The organism is Micromonospora chersina, assembly GCF_900091475.1.
In the GTDB taxonomy this organism is placed as follows: domain Bacteria; phylum Actinomycetota; class Actinomycetes; order Mycobacteriales; family Micromonosporaceae; genus Micromonospora; species Micromonospora chersina.
In genome coordinates, this window is record NZ_FMIB01000002.1 from 4,571,343 (window position 1) to 4,587,945 (window position 16,603).

General features: G+C 72.6%; 14 protein-coding genes and 1 tRNA gene. 7 read left to right on the plus strand and 8 right to left on the minus strand.

Features of this window, described 5'->3' with window-relative positions; translation table 11 throughout:
* Window positions 1-5 precede the first annotated feature (5 nt).
* On the plus strand, window positions 6-1,064 hold the full coding sequence (locus GA0070603_RS21255; protein WP_091316877.1) for an aspartate-semialdehyde dehydrogenase: 1,059 nt from the start codon (window positions 6-8) through the stop codon (window positions 1,062-1,064).
* Between the two features lie 136 nt (window positions 1,065-1,200).
* On the opposite strand, the gene GA0070603_RS21260 is transcribed toward GA0070603_RS21255, so the two are convergent.
* Entirely contained in the window at window positions 1,201-2,652 is a 1,452-nt protein-coding gene (locus tag GA0070603_RS21260; RefSeq protein WP_091316880.1) for a diguanylate cyclase, read from the minus strand.
* Window positions 2,653-2,827: 175 nt separating this feature from the next.
* On the opposite strand from GA0070603_RS21260, the gene GA0070603_RS21265 reads away from it, so the two are divergent.
* Both GA0070603_RS21265 and GA0070603_RS21270 read left to right on the plus strand, forming a co-directional pair.
* Window positions 2,828-3,607, plus strand: coding sequence for a phosphodiesterase (locus tag GA0070603_RS21265; protein ID WP_091316884.1), 780 nt, complete (start codon window positions 2,828-2,830; stop codon window positions 3,605-3,607).
* Window positions 3,608-3,810: 203 nt separating this feature from the next.
* Entirely contained in the window at window positions 3,811-4,239 is a 429-nt protein-coding gene (locus GA0070603_RS21270; protein WP_244282579.1) for a hypothetical protein, read from the plus strand.
* Window positions 4,240-4,636: 397 nt separating this feature from the next.
* Here GA0070603_RS21270 and GA0070603_RS21275 read toward each other — a convergent pair whose 3' ends face one another.
* Window positions 4,637-5,440, minus strand: a complete 804-nt coding sequence (locus GA0070603_RS21275) for an alpha/beta fold hydrolase (protein ID WP_091316889.1) — start codon at window positions 5,438-5,440, stop codon at window positions 4,637-4,639.
* 285 nt (window positions 5,441-5,725) lie between these two features.
* Between GA0070603_RS21275 and GA0070603_RS21280 the strand changes: the two genes are divergently transcribed.
* Window positions 5,726-7,465 (plus strand): bifunctional metallophosphatase/5'-nucleotidase, encoded by a 1,740-nt coding sequence (locus GA0070603_RS21280; RefSeq protein ID WP_091316892.1) that lies wholly within the window; start codon window positions 5,726-5,728, stop codon window positions 7,463-7,465.
* A gap of 63 nt (window positions 7,466-7,528) precedes the next feature.
* Here GA0070603_RS21280 and GA0070603_RS21285 read toward each other — a convergent pair whose 3' ends face one another.
* The gene (locus tag GA0070603_RS21285; protein WP_091316894.1) at window positions 7,529-8,809 is read right to left on the minus strand and encodes an MFS transporter; all 1,281 of its coding nucleotides are present in this window, start codon (window positions 8,807-8,809) and stop codon (window positions 7,529-7,531) included.
* Window positions 8,810-8,919: 110 nt separating this feature from the next.
* On the opposite strand from GA0070603_RS21285, the gene GA0070603_RS21290 reads away from it, so the two are divergent.
* The gene (locus GA0070603_RS21290) at window positions 8,920-9,393 is read left to right on the plus strand and encodes a hypothetical protein (protein WP_091316896.1); all 474 of its coding nucleotides are present in this window, start codon (window positions 8,920-8,922) and stop codon (window positions 9,391-9,393) included.
* A gap of 16 nt (window positions 9,394-9,409) precedes the next feature.
* On the opposite strand, the gene GA0070603_RS21295 is transcribed toward GA0070603_RS21290, so the two are convergent.
* From GA0070603_RS21295 to GA0070603_RS21305, 3 genes are all read right to left on the minus strand, one after another.
* Window positions 9,410-10,519, minus strand: coding sequence for a calcium:cation antiporter (locus tag GA0070603_RS21295; protein WP_091316899.1), 1,110 nt, complete (start codon window positions 10,517-10,519; stop codon window positions 9,410-9,412).
* A gap of 133 nt (window positions 10,520-10,652) precedes the next feature.
* Window positions 10,653-10,729, minus strand: a tRNA-Pro gene (locus tag GA0070603_RS21300).
* Between the two features lie 73 nt (window positions 10,730-10,802).
* Window positions 10,803-11,696 carry a metallophosphoesterase gene (locus tag GA0070603_RS21305; protein WP_091316902.1) on the minus strand — a complete coding sequence of 298 codons (894 nt, stop codon included), beginning with the start codon at window positions 11,694-11,696 and terminating at the stop codon, window positions 10,803-10,805.
* Window positions 11,697-11,721: 25 nt separating this feature from the next.
* On the opposite strand from GA0070603_RS21305, the gene GA0070603_RS21310 reads away from it, so the two are divergent.
* Window positions 11,722-12,177, plus strand: a complete 456-nt coding sequence (locus tag GA0070603_RS21310) for a GatB/YqeY domain-containing protein (RefSeq protein ID WP_091316904.1) — start codon at window positions 11,722-11,724, stop codon at window positions 12,175-12,177.
* Between the two features lie 66 nt (window positions 12,178-12,243).
* Here GA0070603_RS21310 and GA0070603_RS21315 read toward each other — a convergent pair whose 3' ends face one another.
* Entirely contained in the window at window positions 12,244-14,688 is a 2,445-nt protein-coding gene (locus tag GA0070603_RS21315; protein ID WP_091316907.1) for a penicillin-binding protein, read from the minus strand.
* A 402-nt stretch (window positions 14,689-15,090) separates the two neighbouring features.
* On the opposite strand from GA0070603_RS21315, the gene GA0070603_RS21320 reads away from it, so the two are divergent.
* On the plus strand, window positions 15,091-15,411 hold the full coding sequence (locus GA0070603_RS21320; RefSeq protein ID WP_091266889.1) for a WhiB family transcriptional regulator: 321 nt from the start codon (window positions 15,091-15,093) through the stop codon (window positions 15,409-15,411).
* A 10-nt stretch (window positions 15,412-15,421) separates the two neighbouring features.
* Here GA0070603_RS21320 and bagB read toward each other — a convergent pair whose 3' ends face one another.
* Window positions 15,422-16,573 (minus strand): ArsA family ATPase, encoded by a 1,152-nt coding sequence (gene bagB / locus GA0070603_RS21325; RefSeq protein ID WP_167544574.1) that lies wholly within the window; start codon window positions 16,571-16,573, stop codon window positions 15,422-15,424.
* Between the last annotated feature and the right edge of the window lie 30 nt (window positions 16,574-16,603).

The window sequence follows — 16,603 nt, forward strand, 5'->3', positions numbered from 1 at the left end:
CGCGGATGTCGTCGCTGCCCACCCTCGCCGTGGTCGGGGCGACCGGCGCCGTCGGCACGGTGATGTGCCAGATCCTCTCCTCCCGCCGCAACGTGTGGGGCGAGATCCGGTTGCTCGCCTCCGAGCGCTCGGCCGGCCGCCAGATCCAGTGCCGGGGCGAGATGCTGACCGTCCAGGCCCTCACCCCCGAGGCGTTCGACGGCGTGGACGTGGCCATGTTCGACGTCCCGGACGCGGTCTCGGCCGAGTGGGCGCCGGTGGCGGTCGCCCGTGGCGCGGTCGCCGTGGACAACTCCGGCGCGTTCCGGATGGACCGCGACGTCCCGCTTGTCGTTCCCGAGATCAACCCCGAGCAGGTGCGCAACCGGCCGAAGGGGATCATCGCCAACGCCAACTGCACCACCCTCGCGATGATCGTGGCGATCGCACCGCTGCACCGCGAGTACGGGCTGCGCGAGCTGGTGCTCGCCTCGTACCAGGCGGTCTCCGGGGCGGGGCAGGCCGGCGTGGACGCGCTGCACGCCCAGCTCGGCAAGATCGCCGGGGACCGGGTGCTCGGCTCCCGGCCGGGCGACGTCCGGCAGGCGGTCGGTGACGAGCTGGGCCCGTTCCCGGCGCCGCTGGCGCTCAACGTGGTGCCCTGGGCCGGCTCGCTGGCGGACGGCGGCTGGTCGTCCGAGGAGCTGAAGATGCGCAACGAGTCGCGCAAGATCCTCGGGCTGCCCGACCTCAAGGTCTCCGCGACCTGCGTCCGGGTGCCGGTGGTGACCGGTCACTCGGTCGCCGTGCACGCGGTCTTCGCCACCGAGGTGGACGCCGAGGGCGCCCGCGAGGTGCTGCGCAACGCGCCCGGCGTGATCCTGGTCGACGACCCGGCCGCCGGCGAGTTCCCGATGCCGATCGACGCGGTGGGCACCGACCCGTCCTGGGTGGGCCGGATCCGCCGCGCGGTGGACGACCCCCGCGCGCTGGACCTCTTCGTGACAGGCGACAACCTCCGCAAGGGCGCCGCCCTGAACACGGCCCAGATCGCCGAACTCCTGGCCAAGGAACTAACCCACTAACCCCAACCCCGCGCCCCCACCCCGCCCCCTCCCCCGCGCCGATCTTGCACTTGGTGCCCCGGCATAACGGGTAAAAGCGGCGCGGGAGGGGCCGCAAGTGCAAGATCGGCGCGGGTGGGTGGGGCCGGGTGGGGGGTTACGCGGCGGAGAGGTGTACTCCGTCTCGGCCGTGTTTCTTCACCGCGTAGAGGGCCTGGTCGGCGCGGCTCAGGGTGCGCTCCGGGGCTTCGCCGGGGCGGGGGAGCGCGACGCCGACGCTGATCGTCCGGCCGACGCGGCGGGCGGCCTCGGTGAGCCGCTCGGCGATCCGCACGGCCTCCTCGGGGCGGCTCACCTCGATCACCGCGACGAACTCGTCGCCGCCGGTCCGGTACAGCTCGTCGCCCTGGCGCAGCGCCCCCTCCAGCGCCCGGGCCAGCCCCACCAGCAGCCGGTCGCCGGCCTGGTGGCCGTACGTGTCGTTGACGTCCTTGAAGCCGTCCACGTCGATCGCCAACAGGGCGGTACGCCCCGGCGTGGCGCGCGCGATCCGCTGCCCGAACGGCCCCGTGTGGCGCAGCCCGGTGAGCGGGTCCGAGCTGGCCTGCTCGCGCAGCCGGGCGAGCGTACGCAGCCGGTCGAGGCAGGTCCACGCCTGCCCGGCCAGCAGCTCGATGAGGTTGACAGTGGTCGGGTCGGGGCGCAGCAGCCGCTCGTCGGCGACCAGCAGCACCCCGCCGCCGTCCGGCGGGCCGACCGGCACGGCCACCAGGGTGCGCGCACCGGCGCGCGTCAGCGGCAGGTAGTCCTCGGTGGGCGGGTGCCCCGCCTCGCCCAGCGTGTACGCCGAGCCGTGCCGGTGCGCCCGGGCGATCATCCGGCCGAGCGCAACCGGCCCAGCCTCGGCCAACTCGGCCCGGATGCGGGCCTCCAGCGGGCCGGGGGTGCCCGTCGGGGCGCCCAGCCGCGGCTCGCGCCGGCCGTCGAGGATCAGCACGGCGGCGGACAGTGCCGAGACGTCCCGGGCCGCGGCGATCGCGGCGGTCATCAGGTCCCAGTCGGTGGGGGCCGTCGTCATGGCGGTGGCGTGCCGGAGCAGCTTCTCGCTGCGGCTCTCGGCCGGCGGGCCACCGAGCGCCCCGAGCCGGGCGCCGAGCCGGTCGGCCAGCCGCTGCGCGGTAGCCCGCCACCGGTCCGTCTCGACCGGGCCGCTCCACTGGAGGTCCAGCACGCCGAGCGGCCGGCCCGACCGGTCCCGCACCGGCACGCAGATCTCGGCCGTCACGTCGGGGCGTACGGGGAGGTAGTCGGGGTCGGCGGTCACGTCGGGGACGGTGGCGGGCTCGCCGGAGTCGTACACCCGGGCGACGATCGACGGTTCCGGGTCGCGGCGCGTGTCGCTCCCGGCCTTCAACGGCACGGTGGAGAAGACCTGCCAGGCGCCGGTGGCCGCGACGCAGCGGAGCCGGTCGTGGACCTGGAGCAGGATCGAGATCGTCGCCGGGGTGTGCCGGGACAGCGCCGCGACGGTCCACTGGCACGCCTCCAGCGCGGTCGACGCCATGGGAAGGCGGACCGTGACGTCCCGGACGACTCGCTCGTGATCCACGTCGTTCCTGCTCGGAGGGGGCGGGGCGCGATCAAGGGTACTCAGCGGACGAGGCGACGACCTTCGTACACATGTGCTATCCACAGGCTGTGGACGGGGCCTGTGGGTGCGGCCGGGACCCGCGGCCGGGCCGGCGACGCTAGCGTGGAGGTCCCGGGCTCGTCAGGAGGCGCCGATGCTCATCGCCCAGCTCAGCGACCCGCACGTGACCACCGGCCCGCTCGCCGCCGAACCGGCGTCCGGGCTGCACCGGGCGCTCGGCCGGGTGCTCGCCCTGCGTCCCCGGCCCGACTGCGTGGTGATCACCGGCGACCTGGTGGGCAACGGTCGCCCCGACGAGTACCTCGCGCTGCGCGAGATCCTCGCGCGCTTCCCGCTGCCCGTCCACCTCGCCGCCGGCAACCACGACGACCGGGAGTCCCTGCTCGACACCTTCGGCGGCACCCCGTACCTGGGTGGCGGTTTCTCGGCCCACTACCACGTGGACCAGCCGGACGGGACGCTCGTGGTGCTCGACTCGCACGCGCCCGGGGACGATGCCGGGCGGCTCGGCGATGACCAGCTCGGCTGGCTGGACGGCGTGCTCGCCGGCCGCACCGAGGTGCCCGCCGTGGTGTGCCTGCACCATCCGCCGGTCGTCGTCGGCGTACCGGCCATGGACGCCATGGGGCTCACCGACGCGGACGCACTCGCCGAGGTGATCGGGCGCCACCCCCACGTCGCGCGCGTCGCCGCCGGCCACCTGCACCGGCCGGTGACCAGCGCCTTCGCCGGCACGGTGCTGACCACCGCGCCGAGCACCTGGATGCAGGTCAGCCTCGCCATGACGGGCGAGGAGGAGATCGGGTGGGTCGCCGAGCCCACCGCGTTCCTGCTGCACCTGGTGTCGGGCGGCGGCTGCGTGACCCACACCGTCCAGGTCAGCCACTCCGCCGGGCGGACCTGCTGGTTCTGACCGAGCAACTCCTCTGGTACGTCGCGTACGGCTCCAACCTGCACGCGGCGCGTCTCGACAGGTACCTGCGCGGCGGGCGGCCGCCCGGCGGGCTGCGCACGTACCCCGGCTGCCGGGACTGCCGACCACCGCGCCGGACGGAACCGGGGCTGATCCCCGGCGGCGTCTACTTCGCCGGGGAGTCGCGGGCCTGGACCGGCGGGATGGCGTTCTACGACCCGGAGCTGCCCGGACGGGCGGCCGTGCGGAGTTACCTCGTGACGGTCGAGCAGTTCGCCGACGTGGCGGCGCAGGAGATGTACCGGCCGCCCGGCACGGACCTGGACCTGATCCGGGCGGCGGCGGAGACCGGCCGGGCCACCCTCGGCCCCGGCCGCTACGAGACCCTGCTCCGGGTCGGTACGCGCGACGGCCTGCCGATGCTCACCTTCACCGCCCCGCACCGGGCGTCCGAGGTGGACTGGGCGTCGCCCGCGCCGGTCTACCTCGGCATGCTCGCCCGCGGGCTGCGCGAGGCGCACGGCTGGGACGTCGCGAGGATCACCGGCTACCTGGCGGCCCGGCCCGGTGTCGCTGGGCGCTGGTCCCGCTCGCAGGTCCGCCGACTGGTCGCGGAGGCGTCGCACCGCTGACGCCACGTCGGCGCGGGGCTCCGGTGCGATGCTCGCTCCCTGCCGGTTCGGCCACGCCTCCGGGCGCCTGGTCGGGAGCACGCGCTGGCGTGCGGCCAGCGGCCGCCCTGCCCGGGGAAGCGCTACCGGGCGGACCGGCAGAACGGGACGCCGTTCGGTCGGGATCCGCCACCCGGTGGGCTGTATTTGCCTGCGCAGAGGTTGTCGACGCAAACGTCTCCCGGTGACATTGGCAGCGTCGACGGCGTGCCGCTCGGCACCCGTTCGTGGACCGGCAGGCGCCGCACCCTCCTGCCGGTCCACCCGGCGCACGGCGCCGGCTCCCTGGTCCCTGGGGGCCGGTGCCGTCGGGCCGCGCCGTGCGGTTGCGCGCCGACGGCCGGCGTGCCGGACCGGATCAGCCGAGCAGGGTGTCGCGCAGCGCGGGGGCCAGCACCTCCGGCGGCACCTCGTGGAAGCCGCCCGCCAGGCTCAGGTGGGTGGCCCCGGGGATCGCCCCCGCGGTCGCCACGGCCGCGTCCCGCAGCCACGGCGGGCTGCCGGTGCTGTCCAGCACCACGGTGGGGGCGGCGATCGCCTTGAGCCGGTCGGCGGGCAGGCCGGCGTAGCCGGTGACCGTCGTGTCGTAGGCCAGGGTGTGGGCCAGCCCCACCATCCAGGCCCATTCCGGGGCCTCGCGCATCCCGCCGACCGCCTCGGCGGGCACGCCGACCGCGTCGGTCAGGAAGAGGGCGACCGCGTCGTCGCGCCGGCCGGCCGCGACCAACTCGCTCAACCGCTCGGCCAGCCCGGGCTTGGCGCCGCCGTGCGGGCCGGCCTGGAACGGCGGCTCGAAGAGCGCCAGCCCGCTGACCGGCACCCCCTCGGCCACGGCGTACGCGGCGAGGATCGCACCCGACGAGAGGCCGTAGAGGTGGGCGCCCGGGCCCGCCCTCTCGATCAGGGCGGCCACGTCCTCGATCTCGCGCTGCACCGCGTACGGGCCGGTGTCGCCGCTCTCGCCGCGGCCCCGACGGTCGTAGCCGTAGACGGTGAAGTCGGCCGTGAGCGCGGCGGCCAGCGGGCGCGTGGTGCTCCGGTCGTTGAAGGCCCCGCCGACCAGCAGGATCGGCGGCCCGTCGCCGGCCGTCTCGTAGGCGATGGTGGTGCCGTCGGCCGACCGCACCGAGTCCACCGTCCAGTTGGTCCCGCTCGACTCCATGGCTACATTCCTAGCCCATACCTCCGACAGCGGCGCGCCGTGAAGGAATTCACCCCCCGGTCATGTCCGACTAGTCGGGCGTACCGGCCCAGGTTGCTGTCGATATCCACAGTTGAGATGCACTGCCCCGGTCGACCGATCGCTTGACGGGTGGCAAGCTTGCTTCGGCAGGCGGCGTCCCCCCGACCGCCGTCATCCGCGATCGACCCCTGTCACGGCACGTCCAGGGTCACCGGTGCGAACCATCGCCCGGACAGCCACGCGCCGAGTCTCACGAGGAGTTCCATGTCCGTCCCCGGGATGCGCCGGGCCGCCGTCGGCCTGGCCGCACTCGCCGCGACCGCGTTCACCGCGGTCGCCGTCAACCCCAACCAGGCCGAGGCCGGCCCGAAGCCGGTCGACGTCAAGCTGCTCGCCATCAACGACTTCCACGGCAACCTCGAGCCGCCGACCGGCTCCAGCGGCTCCATCGCCGGGCAGCCCGCCGGTGGCGCCGCATACCTGGCCGCCCACCTCGACGCGCTGCGTGGCACCACCGAGGAGGAGCGGGAGCGCACCATCACGGTCGCCGCCGGTGACCTGATCGGCGCCTCGCCGCTGCTCTCCGCCGCGTTCCACGACGAGCCCACCATCGAGGAGATGAACCTCGCCGGGCTCGAGTTCACCAGCGTCGGCAACCACGAGTTCGACGAGGGCGCCACCGAGCTGCTCCGGATGCAGAACGGCGGCTGCCACCCGGTCGACGGCTGCGCCGACGGCACGCCGTTCGCGGGCGCCAACTTCCAGTACCTCTCGGCGAACGCCTTCAAGACCGCCACCGGCAAGCCGCTGCTGCCGCCGTACGGCATCAAGAAGGTCGACGGCGTCAAGATCGGCTTCATCGGGATGACCCTGGAGGGCACCCCGCAGATCGTCAGCCAGCAGGGCGTCGCCGGCCTCTCCTTCGCCGACGAGGCGGACACCGCCAACAGGTACGCCCGCATCCTCCAGGCCCAGGGCGTGCAGTCGATCGTCGTGCTGCTCCACGAGGGCGGCGTGCAGAACGGCGGCGGCATCAACGACTGCGTCGGCTTCAGCGGCCCGATCGTCGACATCGCCAACCGGATGGACCCGTCCATCGACGTGATCGTCAGCGGGCACACCCACGCCGCGTACAACTGCAACATCAACGGCAAGCTGGTCACCAGCGCCAGCTCGTTCGGCCGCCTGGTCACCGACATCGACCTGAAGGTCGACCGGCGCAGCGGCGACATCGTCAGCGCGTCGGCGAACAACGTCGTGGTGACCCGGACCGTCGACCCGCACCAGGCCACGAACGACCTGATCACCCACTACAAGACCGCCCTCGGCCCGGTGGCCGACAAGGTGGTCGGCGAGACCACCAGCGCGATCACCAAGACCCAGGAGAACCTGTACCAGACCGGGATCGACGTCAACGGCAAGCCGACGTACCAGACCGGTGAGTCGCCGCTCGGCAACCTGATCGCCGACGCCCAGCTCGCGGCCACCGACAACGAGCAGAACGCCGTCGCCGCGTTCATGAACCCCGGTGGTGTCCGCGCCGACCTCGACGCCGGCCCGGTCACCTACGCCGAGGCGTTCACCGTCCAACCGTTCGCCAACAACCTGGTGACGCTGGACCTGACCGGCGCGCAGCTCTACTGCCTGCTGGAGCAGCAGTTCACCACCACCAAGGTGCTGTACGCGTCCTCGACCGTGCACTACGTCGTCGACGTGAACGGCACCACGGCGCCGGCCGCCACGCCGTGCAGCGGCACCCGCGTGGTCCGGGGCAGCCTCACCATCAACGGCGCCCCGGTTACCGACAGCGCGACCTACCGGGTCACGGTGAACAACTTCCTGTCCGGCGGTGGTGACGGCTTCAGCGTCCTCACCGGCGGCACGAACGCCGTCACCGGCATGATCGACCTGGACGCCTTCACCGCGTACCTGACCGAGAAGTCGCCGGTCTCCGCGCCGGCCCTGGACCGGATCCAGACCACCGCGGAGGTCCCCGCCGCCTGACGGCCGACCGTAACGACGACGGGCCCCCGGAGCTGATGCTCCGGGGGCCCGTTCCGTGTGCCGTCAGGCGTGCGCGGGCTCCGGCTCCCGCACGGGGGTGGCGGCGCGGCCGTCCTGGGCCGCGGTGAGCAGCGGGCGCAGCGACAGGGCCAGCACCGAGGCGGTCAGGCAGCCGCCCACCACGACCGCGACCCAGAGGCGGCCGTGTGCCGCGCCGATCAGCGGGCCCGCGGTGACCGGGCCGATGACCCCGCTGATCCCGAAGATCATCGAGCTCATGGCGTTGTACCGGCCGCGCAGCTCGTCGGTGGCGAGCGCGTTGGTCAGCGCAGGCATCACCGGTGACAGCATCGTCTCGCCGAACCCGAAGATCGCCGAACAGGCCACCACGCCGAGCGCCGCGAGCAGCGCGTTGCCCGTGCCGACCACGCCGGCCGCGCCGAGGACCAGCCAGGCGGTCGCGAAGACCGCGCCCACCGCGGCGAGCGCGCCCGTCCGGCTCCGCCCCTCCATGCGACGGATCACCAGCAGCTGGGACAGCACGATCATCACGGTGTTGCCGGCGAGCGCCCAGGCCACCACCCGGGGTGACACCTCCACCACCCGCACCGAGTACGCGGCGAAGCCCACCTCGATCTGCGCGTAGCCGCAGGTGGTGAGGACCAGGCCGAAGAGGACCAGCCGGCGGAACGGCCGGTCCCGCAGCACGGTGAGGTAGCCCCCGGGCGCCGTTCCGGTGTCCGCCGCCCGGTCGCCGGCCAGCCGGTGCCCGACGTGCGGCAGGCTGAGCAGGATCAGCCCCGGCATCAGGTAGCTCACCGCGTCCAGCACGTAGATGGCCTGGAAGGTGACCGGCCGGGCCACGTCGACCACCGCGCCGGAGATCAGGCCGCCCACGCCGATGCCCAGGTTGAGCAGGGCGAAGTTCAACCCGAACACCCGCTGCCGCTCACCGTCGCCGGTGAGCGAGGCGAGGATGGTGTTCTGGCCGGCCCAGATCGCGGAGCTGCCGATCGCGATAAGCGTCATGACGCCGAACGCCGTCGCGGTCGAGTCGACAAGCGCCAGCGAGCCGGTGCCGATCGCCTCGACGACCAGGCAGGGCAGCACCACCCGCCGCGCGCCGAACCGGTCGATCAGCGTGCCGCCCAGCGGCGACAGCGCCAGCGTCACGGCGCCGAACCAGCCGATCACCAGGCCGGCCCGGGCGTCGCTCAGGCCGCGCACGTCGGTGAGGTAGATGAAGAGGAAGGGCAGGGTGAGGCCGCGCCCGACGGCCGACAGCAGGGTGCCGATCAGGATCCGACGGGCTTCGGGACGGGCGGGAAGGGCGCGGCGCAGCATGGCTGCATTCTTGGCGGCGGGTACGACGACCCGCGACCCGATTTGCGCCGGCCACGCGCTCAGGAGAGCCGGCGGGTGAGCAAGCTAACGCCGTCTGCCATGCTGGCGCGGTGACCACCACCTGGCGCCACCTGCCCGCCCCGGCCCGCGAGATCGCGCAGGCGGCCACCGAGGCGGTCGACGCCGCGCAGGACCGGGACGTCGAGGCGTACGAGCCGGCGGTCGAGCGGCTCGCCGCCGCGGACCGGGCCGGCCTGGTGCTCGGCGGCGTGGTCCGGTTGCTGCTGGAGGAGGGCCACCCCGACGGGCTGGACGGCGACGACGTCCGCCAGGTGCTGGAGCGCTGCGTCCGGTCGAACGCGGCCTGGCGGCCCGACGTCGACCCGCACGTGCTGCTGGTGCTGCTGGCGGGCGCACTCGGCGTCCATGACCCGGGCGACGACGACGCGCCGCCCGCTCCGGCCGCGATCGCCCGGCACGCCCCGCTGCTCGTCGCCGACCTGCTGGCAGCCACCGGACGGCCCCTGTCCGGCTACCTGTCGGCGGCGTTCGCCGAGGTCGCCCGCACCGAACTGCACGACTGACCGCCGCCCGGGACGGTCACGGGCTGGCGGCCAGGAAGACGAACGCGGCGAGCAGCACCAGGTGCACCCCGCCCTGGAGCACTGTGGCGCGACCCGGCACCACGGTCAGCACGCCGGTCACCGCGGTCAGCGCGAGCAGCGTCATCTGGGTGCCGCCGAGGCCCAGCAGCAACGGGCCCTCCAGCCAGATCGAGGCCAGCGCTATGGCCGGGATGGTCAGGCCGATGCTGGCCATGGCCGAACCGAGCGCCAGGTTGAGGCTGATCTGCACCCGGTCCCGGCGGGCCGCCCGCGCGGCGGCGAGGGTCTCGGGCAGCAGCACCAGCAGGGCGATGACCACGCCGACGAACGCCTGCGGCAGGTTCGCCGCCTCGACGCCCGCCTCGATCGCCGGGGAGATGGTCTTCGCGTCGCCCACCACGGCCACCAGCGCCACGACCAGCAGCGCCAGGCTGGCCAGGGCGGTACGCGTGGACGGCGGATCGGCGTGCCCGTCGCCGTCGGCGTCCTCGGGAATGATGCTGCCCTCCTGCGTCACCGGCAGGAAGTAGTCGCGGTGCCGGCCGGTCTGCACCATCACGAACAGGCCGTACAGGGCGAGCGAGGCGACCGCCGCGAAGGTGAGCTGTGCGGGGGAGAACTGCGGGCCGGGCCGGCTGGTGAAGGTCGGGACCACCATGCTGAGGGTGGCGAGCGTGGCCACGGTCGCGAGCGCCCCACCCGTACCCTCCGGGTTGAACACCGCCACCCGGCGGCGCAGCGCGCCGAGCAGCAGGGACAGGCCGAGTATCCCGTTGCAGGTGATCATCACGGCGGCGAAGACCGTGTCCCGGGCCAGCGCCTGCGTCTTGTCGCCGCCGCTGATCATCAGCGTGACGATCAGGCCGACCTCGATCACGGTGACCGCCACCGCGAGGACCAGCGAGCCGAGCGGCTCGCCCACCTTGTGCGCCACCACCTCGGCATGGTGCACCGCCGCCAGCACGGCCCCCGCGAGCAGCGCGGCCACCACCACGATCAGCGGACCCGGCAGGTGCCGGCCCCAGGTGGCCGCGAGCACGACGACCGCGATCACGGGTAGGACGGTGGTCCAGTCGGTCAGGCGGGATCGGATCTTGGCGGTCATCCATCAACCTTGCCAGGTGAACAGACCGATCGCCCGTGGCTGGAGGCTCGTGATCGCGGCCTCGGGCGTCGCGTCGCCGGTGTGGAATGCCGAAAGGCCGCACCCGATGGAACCGGATGCGGCCTTTCACCTCTGGTCGGGGTGGCCGGATTCGAACCGACGACCTCTTCGTCCCGAACGAAGCGCGCTACCAAGCTGCGCCACACCCCGAGGCGTGCCGACAAATAGTAGCCCACCCGTCCCGATGGTCAAACTCGGTACCCCCCGCGCCGAGCCGGGGCGGTCAGCGGGGGATCAGGGTGAGGACGCTCGCCTCCGGGGGGCAGGCGAAGCGCACCGGCGCGGTGGGGTGGGTGCCCAGGCCGGCCGAGACGTGCAGCCAGGAGTCGGAGCCGGGCCAGCGGTGCAGTCCACGCGCCATCGACCGGGGCAGCCCGCAGTTGGTGACCAGCGCGCCGTACCCGGGCACGCAGACCTGCCCACCGTGGGTGTGGCCGGCGAGCAGCAGCCCGAAGCCGTCGGCGGCCATCCGGTCCAGCACGGCGGGCTCCGGGGAGTGGGCCAGCGCGATGGAGAGCGCCGCGCCCGGGTTGACCGGCCCGGCCACCGCTGCGTAGTCGTCGCGCTCGATGTGCGGGTCGTCCACGCCGACCAGCTCGATCTCCCGGCCGCCGGCCTTGAGGGTGGTCCGCGCGTTGTTGAGGTCCACCCAGCCGGCGCCCGTGAAGACGTCGCGCAGCTCCTCGTACGGCAGCGGCACGCCCTCGGTGTACTCCCGGTCCGGCAGAAAGTAGGTGAACGGGTTCTTCAGGACCGGCCCGGTGTAGTCGTTGGAGCCGAAGACGAAGGCGCCGGGCAGGTCGAGCAGCGGTTGCAGGGCGCGCAGCACGCCCGGCACGGCGCCCGGGTGGGCCATGTTGTCCCCGGTGACCACCACCAGGTCGGGGTCGAGGGCGGCCAGCGAGGCCACCCAGTCCTGCTTGCGCCGCTGGCCGGGCATCATGTGCAGGTCCGACAGGTGCAGTACGCGCAGCGGCTCGGCGTCGGTCGGGAGCACCGGTACGTCGTACCGGCGCAGGGTGAACATGTTGCGCTCGATGAGCGACGCGTAGGCCAGGGTGGCCGCCCCGGCGGCGACGGTCCCGGCCGCGAGCCGGAATAGTGTGCGCTTTCGCATGGCGTTCAGGGTAGTTTGACCGTCCATGAGCACGCTGAAGGACCGTCTCACCGCCGACATGCGCGCCGCTCTCAAGGCGCGCGACGAGCTGACCACCTCCACGCTGCGGATGGCCCTGGCGGCCGTCGGCACCGCCGAGGTCGCCGGGAAGGAAAAGCGCGAGCTCAGCGACGACGAGGTGCTCGCGGTGCTGACCAAGGAGGCGAAGAAGCGGCGCGAGGCGGCCACCGCCTTCGCCGACGCCGGACGCGCGGAGCAGGCCGGCAAGGAGACCGCCGAGGGCGAGGTGCTGGAGCGCTACCTGCCGAAGCAGCTCTCCGACGACGAGCTGGCCGAGCTGGTCTCGGGGGCGCTGGCCGCGGGAGGCTTCACCGGCAAGGCGCAGATGGGCCCGGCCATGAAGGCGGCCCAGGCCGCGGTGGCGGGCCGGGCCGAGGGCGGCCGGGTCGCCGCGGAGGTACGCCGGCAGCTCGGTCTCTGACCGCCCCGGTACGACGAAGCGGGCGGGCACCCACCTGGGGTGCCCGCCCGCTGTCGTCAGCTCGGGTCAGCCGCGCGGCCGGCCCGGTTTGGTGGGACCGGCCGGTGGCGGAACCACGGGGCCGGTGCCGGTGCCGGTGCCGGGCTTCGGCTGGCCGCCGCCGGCGCTGACCTCGATGGTCACCACGCCGCCCTTGATGGTGCGCCCGTCGGGGCTGGTGCCGGCCGCGGTGTCCACCGGGCACTCCGACGGGGTCTTCTGGGTGGCGACCACCGGCTCGAATCCGGCGCCGCGCAGCCGCGACTTGGCGGTCTCGATGGACTCGCACTTCACCCCGGGAATCGAGCGCTGGTCACCCTCGATGATCTTCCCGCTCGGCGGGGTGAAGTTGATCCGCTCCTTGCCGATCATGGCGTCGCGCAGCGTCTGGTAGACCGCCGGGTTGATGCCCCACGGCACCTCGTTGTGCCGCATCCGCTGGTTGGTCTGCGGCCAGTCCGGGTCGGCCTGGATGCCGGCCACCGCGTACTGCTTGGTCATGGCGACCAGCGCGGAGGTCTTGTCCCCGTCGGTGGTGCCGGACTTACCGGCCACCGGGGCGTTGACGACGTCCCGGACGTTGCGGGCGGTGCCGTTCTTGCACTTCGAGGTCGAGGAGTGGTCACCCACCGGGCAGCGGGCCGCGTCCACGGCGGCCCGGGCCACCTCGGTGCTGATCCGCTGCTCGCAGTGCGGGTTGGCGATGTCCAGCTTCTCGCCGTCCGGGCCGCGGATCTCCTGCACCGGGATCGGCTCGCAGTACTTGCCGTCCGCGGCCAGCGTGGCGTACGCGTTGGCCAGTTCCAGCGGGGTGGTCTGCGAGACGCCCAGCGTGAACGCGCCCCACTGGTGCGCGGAGTCCTTGTCCGCGGCGAACTTGGCGTCGTTGGACGCCCGGAAGGTGATGCCGAGCTTCTGCGCGGCCTTCACCACGTTCTCCGCCCCGACCCGCTGCTGGAGGTCCACGAAGAAGGTGTTGACCGAAGCGCCGAAGGCGCTCCACATGTTGTGCACGCCTGCCATCGACTTCGAGGCGTTCTGCGGGCAGTAGAAGTGGGTGCCCGGGCAGGCGGCATCGTTGCCCGAGTCGATGATGTACTCCGACTTGAACTGCGGCTGCGCGTTGATGGTGTAGCTGAGCGGGTAGCCCTTCTCCAGAGCCGCCACCAGCGTGAAGATCTTGAAGGTCGAGCCGGCCTGGTAGCCGGTGATGCCGGCGCCGCCGCTGATCAGGGGGTTCACCGTGTTCGGCCGGTTGCCCCGGATCTTCTTCGCGGCCTTCTTCGGGTCGCTGGAGATCTTGTTCTGCGGGTGATCCGGGTCGTCGAGCTTGAAGTTCCGGTTGACCGCGATGGCGCGGACCCGTCCGCTGCCCGGCTCGATTGCGGCCACCATCCGGGCGGCCGTGGCGTCCTCGCTCAGTTGGTTGCGGACCGCCTTGTCGGCGCCCCTCTGCGCCTGCACGTCGAGCGTGGTGGTGATGGTGTAGCCGCCGCTCTTCAGCCGCCGCTCCCGGTCGTAGGAGGTGGAGCCGAAGGTCTCCTGCTGGAGCCACCAGCGGTAGAAGTAGTCGCAGAAGAAGCCCCAGGAGCGGGTGTTGGTGGCGACGCAGCCGTTCGGGGTGCGCTTCTTCGCCACCTTGAGCTTGATCTGCTTGGCCTGGGCGGCCTGCTCCTGGGTGATGGCGCCGATCTGCACCATGTTGTCGATGACGTAGTCGCGCCGGCCGACCGCCTCGGGGTAGCCGGCCGCGGTGGTGGGGTCGAACGCGGTCGGCGCCTTCACCATGCCGGCCAGCATGGCCGACTCCTGGATGTCGAGCTTGCTCGGCGGCTTGTTGAAGTAGACCTGGCTGGCGGCGTAGATGCCGTACGCGCCGTTGCCGAAGGCGGCGATGTTCAGGTAGCGCCGCAGGATCTCGTCCTTGGAGAGTTCCTTGTCGATCTGGAGCGCGTAGCGCATCTCGCGCAGCTTGCGGGCGCTGGTGTCCTCGGTAGCGGCGACCACGTCGGCCGGGTGGGTGGCCGAGTAGGAGATGGCCAGCCGGACGTACTGCATGGTGAGCGTCGACGCGCCCTGCCGCTGGGCGCCGGCCTGGTTGTTGACGAACGCCCGGGCCACGCCGTTGAGATCCACGCCGTTGTGCTTGTAGAAGTCGTGGTCCTCGGCGGCGATGATGGCCTTCTGCATGATCGGCGCGATGTCCTTGAGCTCGACGTCGCGCCGGTTCTCGTCGTACATCGTGGCCAGCGGGGTCTTGCCGTCGGAGGCCAGCAGGTAGGTGATCTGCGGGGCCCGGGCCACCGTCAGTTCCTTGGGCAGCGCGCCGAAGGTCTCGGCTCCCGCCTTGGCGGCAAGTCCGGACATCGCCACCGCGGGGAAGGCCGCCGCTGCGACCACCACGCCGGCCAACAGGCCACAGATGAGTAGCGATGCGGCGTTGGTCAGCACGTTGTGGTCACGTTTCCGCATCCAGGTCACCTCGACAGGGTACGCGAGTAGGGAACGAGGGGCGCGCGGGGAAGTTTCCCCATTTCCTGCGCGCGCCGACCTCGTTGTGCTAAACGCACGAACCCCGGTGCGTGGTTGCGTGAAACCTGGCAGAAGTCTCCTCCGAACGGGGGAGTGGCGCAGCGTTTTCCCGTACTCGGGCCGGGTAGACGGCGGGCGAAAGCCCGGGAAGCCGGGAGTGTCCGGAATGATGGATTTCGCCGACAACGTTGCGTAATCGGGCGACTACACAGCATGATGGTGGCGGCGACAGCAGCCACACGTCGTCCGTGCCGCCCTGGGGAGGCCGGCCCGGACGACCGGGGGGAATTCGACGGCTGGTCGCGCGAAGTCGGTAGGTACTGCAAGGGGGGACGTGTACAGATGGGCATGATCACTGACTGGCCGTCACTGGCGGCGTGTCAGAACGGGGACCCGGACGCGTTGTTCGTACAGGGCGCCGAACAGAACGTGGCGAAAAGGATCTGCCGGAGCTGCCCAGTTCGGTACGAGTGCCTGGCCGACGCGCTCGACAACCGGATCGAGTTCGGTGTGTGGGGTGGCATGACCGAACGCGAGCGTCGAGCGCTGCTGCGCCGTCACCCGCAGGTGACCAGCTGGCGCAAGATGTTCGAGGCGGCCATGAAGAAGAACGCCAAGGAGAAGGCCGGTCGGGACAAGGTCCTCGTGACCACGGCCAACTGACCGGCGGTGCTCACCGCCGGCTGATCGCCTCGCCGATCGTCCGCAGCCCGTCGACGTCGTGCACGTCGGCGGGCTGCGCCGTCACCGACACCGCCGGCACCTCCGGGAACTCCTCGGTGAACCGGGCCGCCACCCGCTGCTCGCGTGCCGCCTGCTCGGCCAGCGCGGCGTGCGCCCGCAGCACCTCGGCGGTGCTCTCGTGCCCGCCCGCGCCGGCCAGCCGCTCCGCGGCCGCCAGGCTGTCCGCCGCGGACAGCTCCGGCACCGCCGGTCGGTGCACCCGGTTGAGCACCAGGCCGGCCAGCGGCATCCGCTCGGAGCGCAGCCGGCCCGCGAAGTAGGCAGCCTCCCGGACCGCGTCCGGCTCCGGCGCCGCGACCAGCAGGAACGCCGTCTCCCGGGCCTGGAGGATGCGGTACGTCTGCTCGGCCCGCTGCCGGAAACCGCCGAACATCGAGTCCAGGGCGGCGACGAAGCCGGACAGGTCGGTGAGCAGCTGCGCGCCGAGAACCTTCTGCACCACCTTCGAGAACATCCCGAAGCTGGCCGTCACGAAGCTGAACATGCTCCGCCCGCCGCTGCGGGCCGGTGCGAGCAGCAGCCGCAGCATCCGGCCGTCGAGGAAGCGGGAGAGCCGGGCCGGCGCGTCCAGAAAGTCCAGCGCCGAACGGGACGGCGGGGTGTCCACCACGATGAGGTCCCACTCGCCCCGGGCGTGCAGCTGGCCCAGCTTCTCCATCGCCATGTACTCCTGCGTGCCGGCGAAGGTGGAGCTCATGGCCTGGTAGAAGGGGTTCGAGAAGATCTCCGCGGCCTTCGCCGGATCGGTGTGCTGGAGCACCACGTCGTCGAAGGTGCGCTTCATGTCGAGCATCATGGCGTGCAACTGGCCGCCGCTGTCCTCGACGTCGATCCCCTTGACCTGGCGCGGGGTGTTGTCCAGCTCGGTCAGGCCGAGCGACTGGGCCAGCCGGCGGGCCGGGTCGATGGTGAGCACCACCGTCCGCCGGCCGTGCCGCTCGGCCGCCCGCAGCGCCAGCGCCGCCGCGGTGGTCGTCTTGCCCACTCCGCCCGCCCCGCAGCAGACCACGATCCGCACGCCGGGGTCGGCGAGGATCTGGTCGACGTCCAGCGGTGGCGCCGCGTCTTCGGAAGGCACCAATCGAGCGTATCGGTCTCGAGGGTCTCTCTG

Coding starts and splice junctions, on each gene's coding strand:
- GA0070603_RS21280 (WP_091316892.1), top strand. CDS start 5,726: ATGTCCGTCCCCGGGATGCGCCGGGCCGCCGTCGGCCTGGCCGCACTC.
- GA0070603_RS21270 (WP_244282579.1), top strand. CDS start 3,811: ATGGCGTTCTACGACCCGGAGCTGCCCGGACGGGCGGCCGTGCGGAGT.
- GA0070603_RS21265 (WP_091316884.1), top strand. CDS start 2,828: ATGCTCATCGCCCAGCTCAGCGACCCGCACGTGACCACCGGCCCGCTC.
- GA0070603_RS21320 (WP_091266889.1), top strand. CDS start 15,091: ATGGGCATGATCACTGACTGGCCGTCACTGGCGGCGTGTCAGAACGGG.
- GA0070603_RS21285 (WP_091316894.1), bottom strand. CDS start 8,809: ATGCTGCGCCGCGCCCTTCCCGCCCGTCCCGAAGCCCGTCGGATCCTG.
- GA0070603_RS21255 (WP_091316877.1), top strand. CDS start 6: ATGTCGTCGCTGCCCACCCTCGCCGTGGTCGGGGCGACCGGCGCCGTC.
- GA0070603_RS21310 (WP_091316904.1), top strand. CDS start 11,722: ATGAGCACGCTGAAGGACCGTCTCACCGCCGACATGCGCGCCGCTCTC.
- GA0070603_RS21305 (WP_091316902.1), bottom strand. CDS start 11,696: ATGCGAAAGCGCACACTATTCCGGCTCGCGGCCGGGACCGTCGCCGCC.
- GA0070603_RS21315 (WP_091316907.1), bottom strand. CDS start 14,688: ATGCGGAAACGTGACCACAACGTGCTGACCAACGCCGCATCGCTACTC.
- GA0070603_RS21275 (WP_091316889.1), bottom strand. CDS start 5,440: ATGGAGTCGAGCGGGACCAACTGGACGGTGGACTCGGTGCGGTCGGCC.
- GA0070603_RS21295 (WP_091316899.1), bottom strand. CDS start 10,519: ATGACCGCCAAGATCCGATCCCGCCTGACCGACTGGACCACCGTCCTA.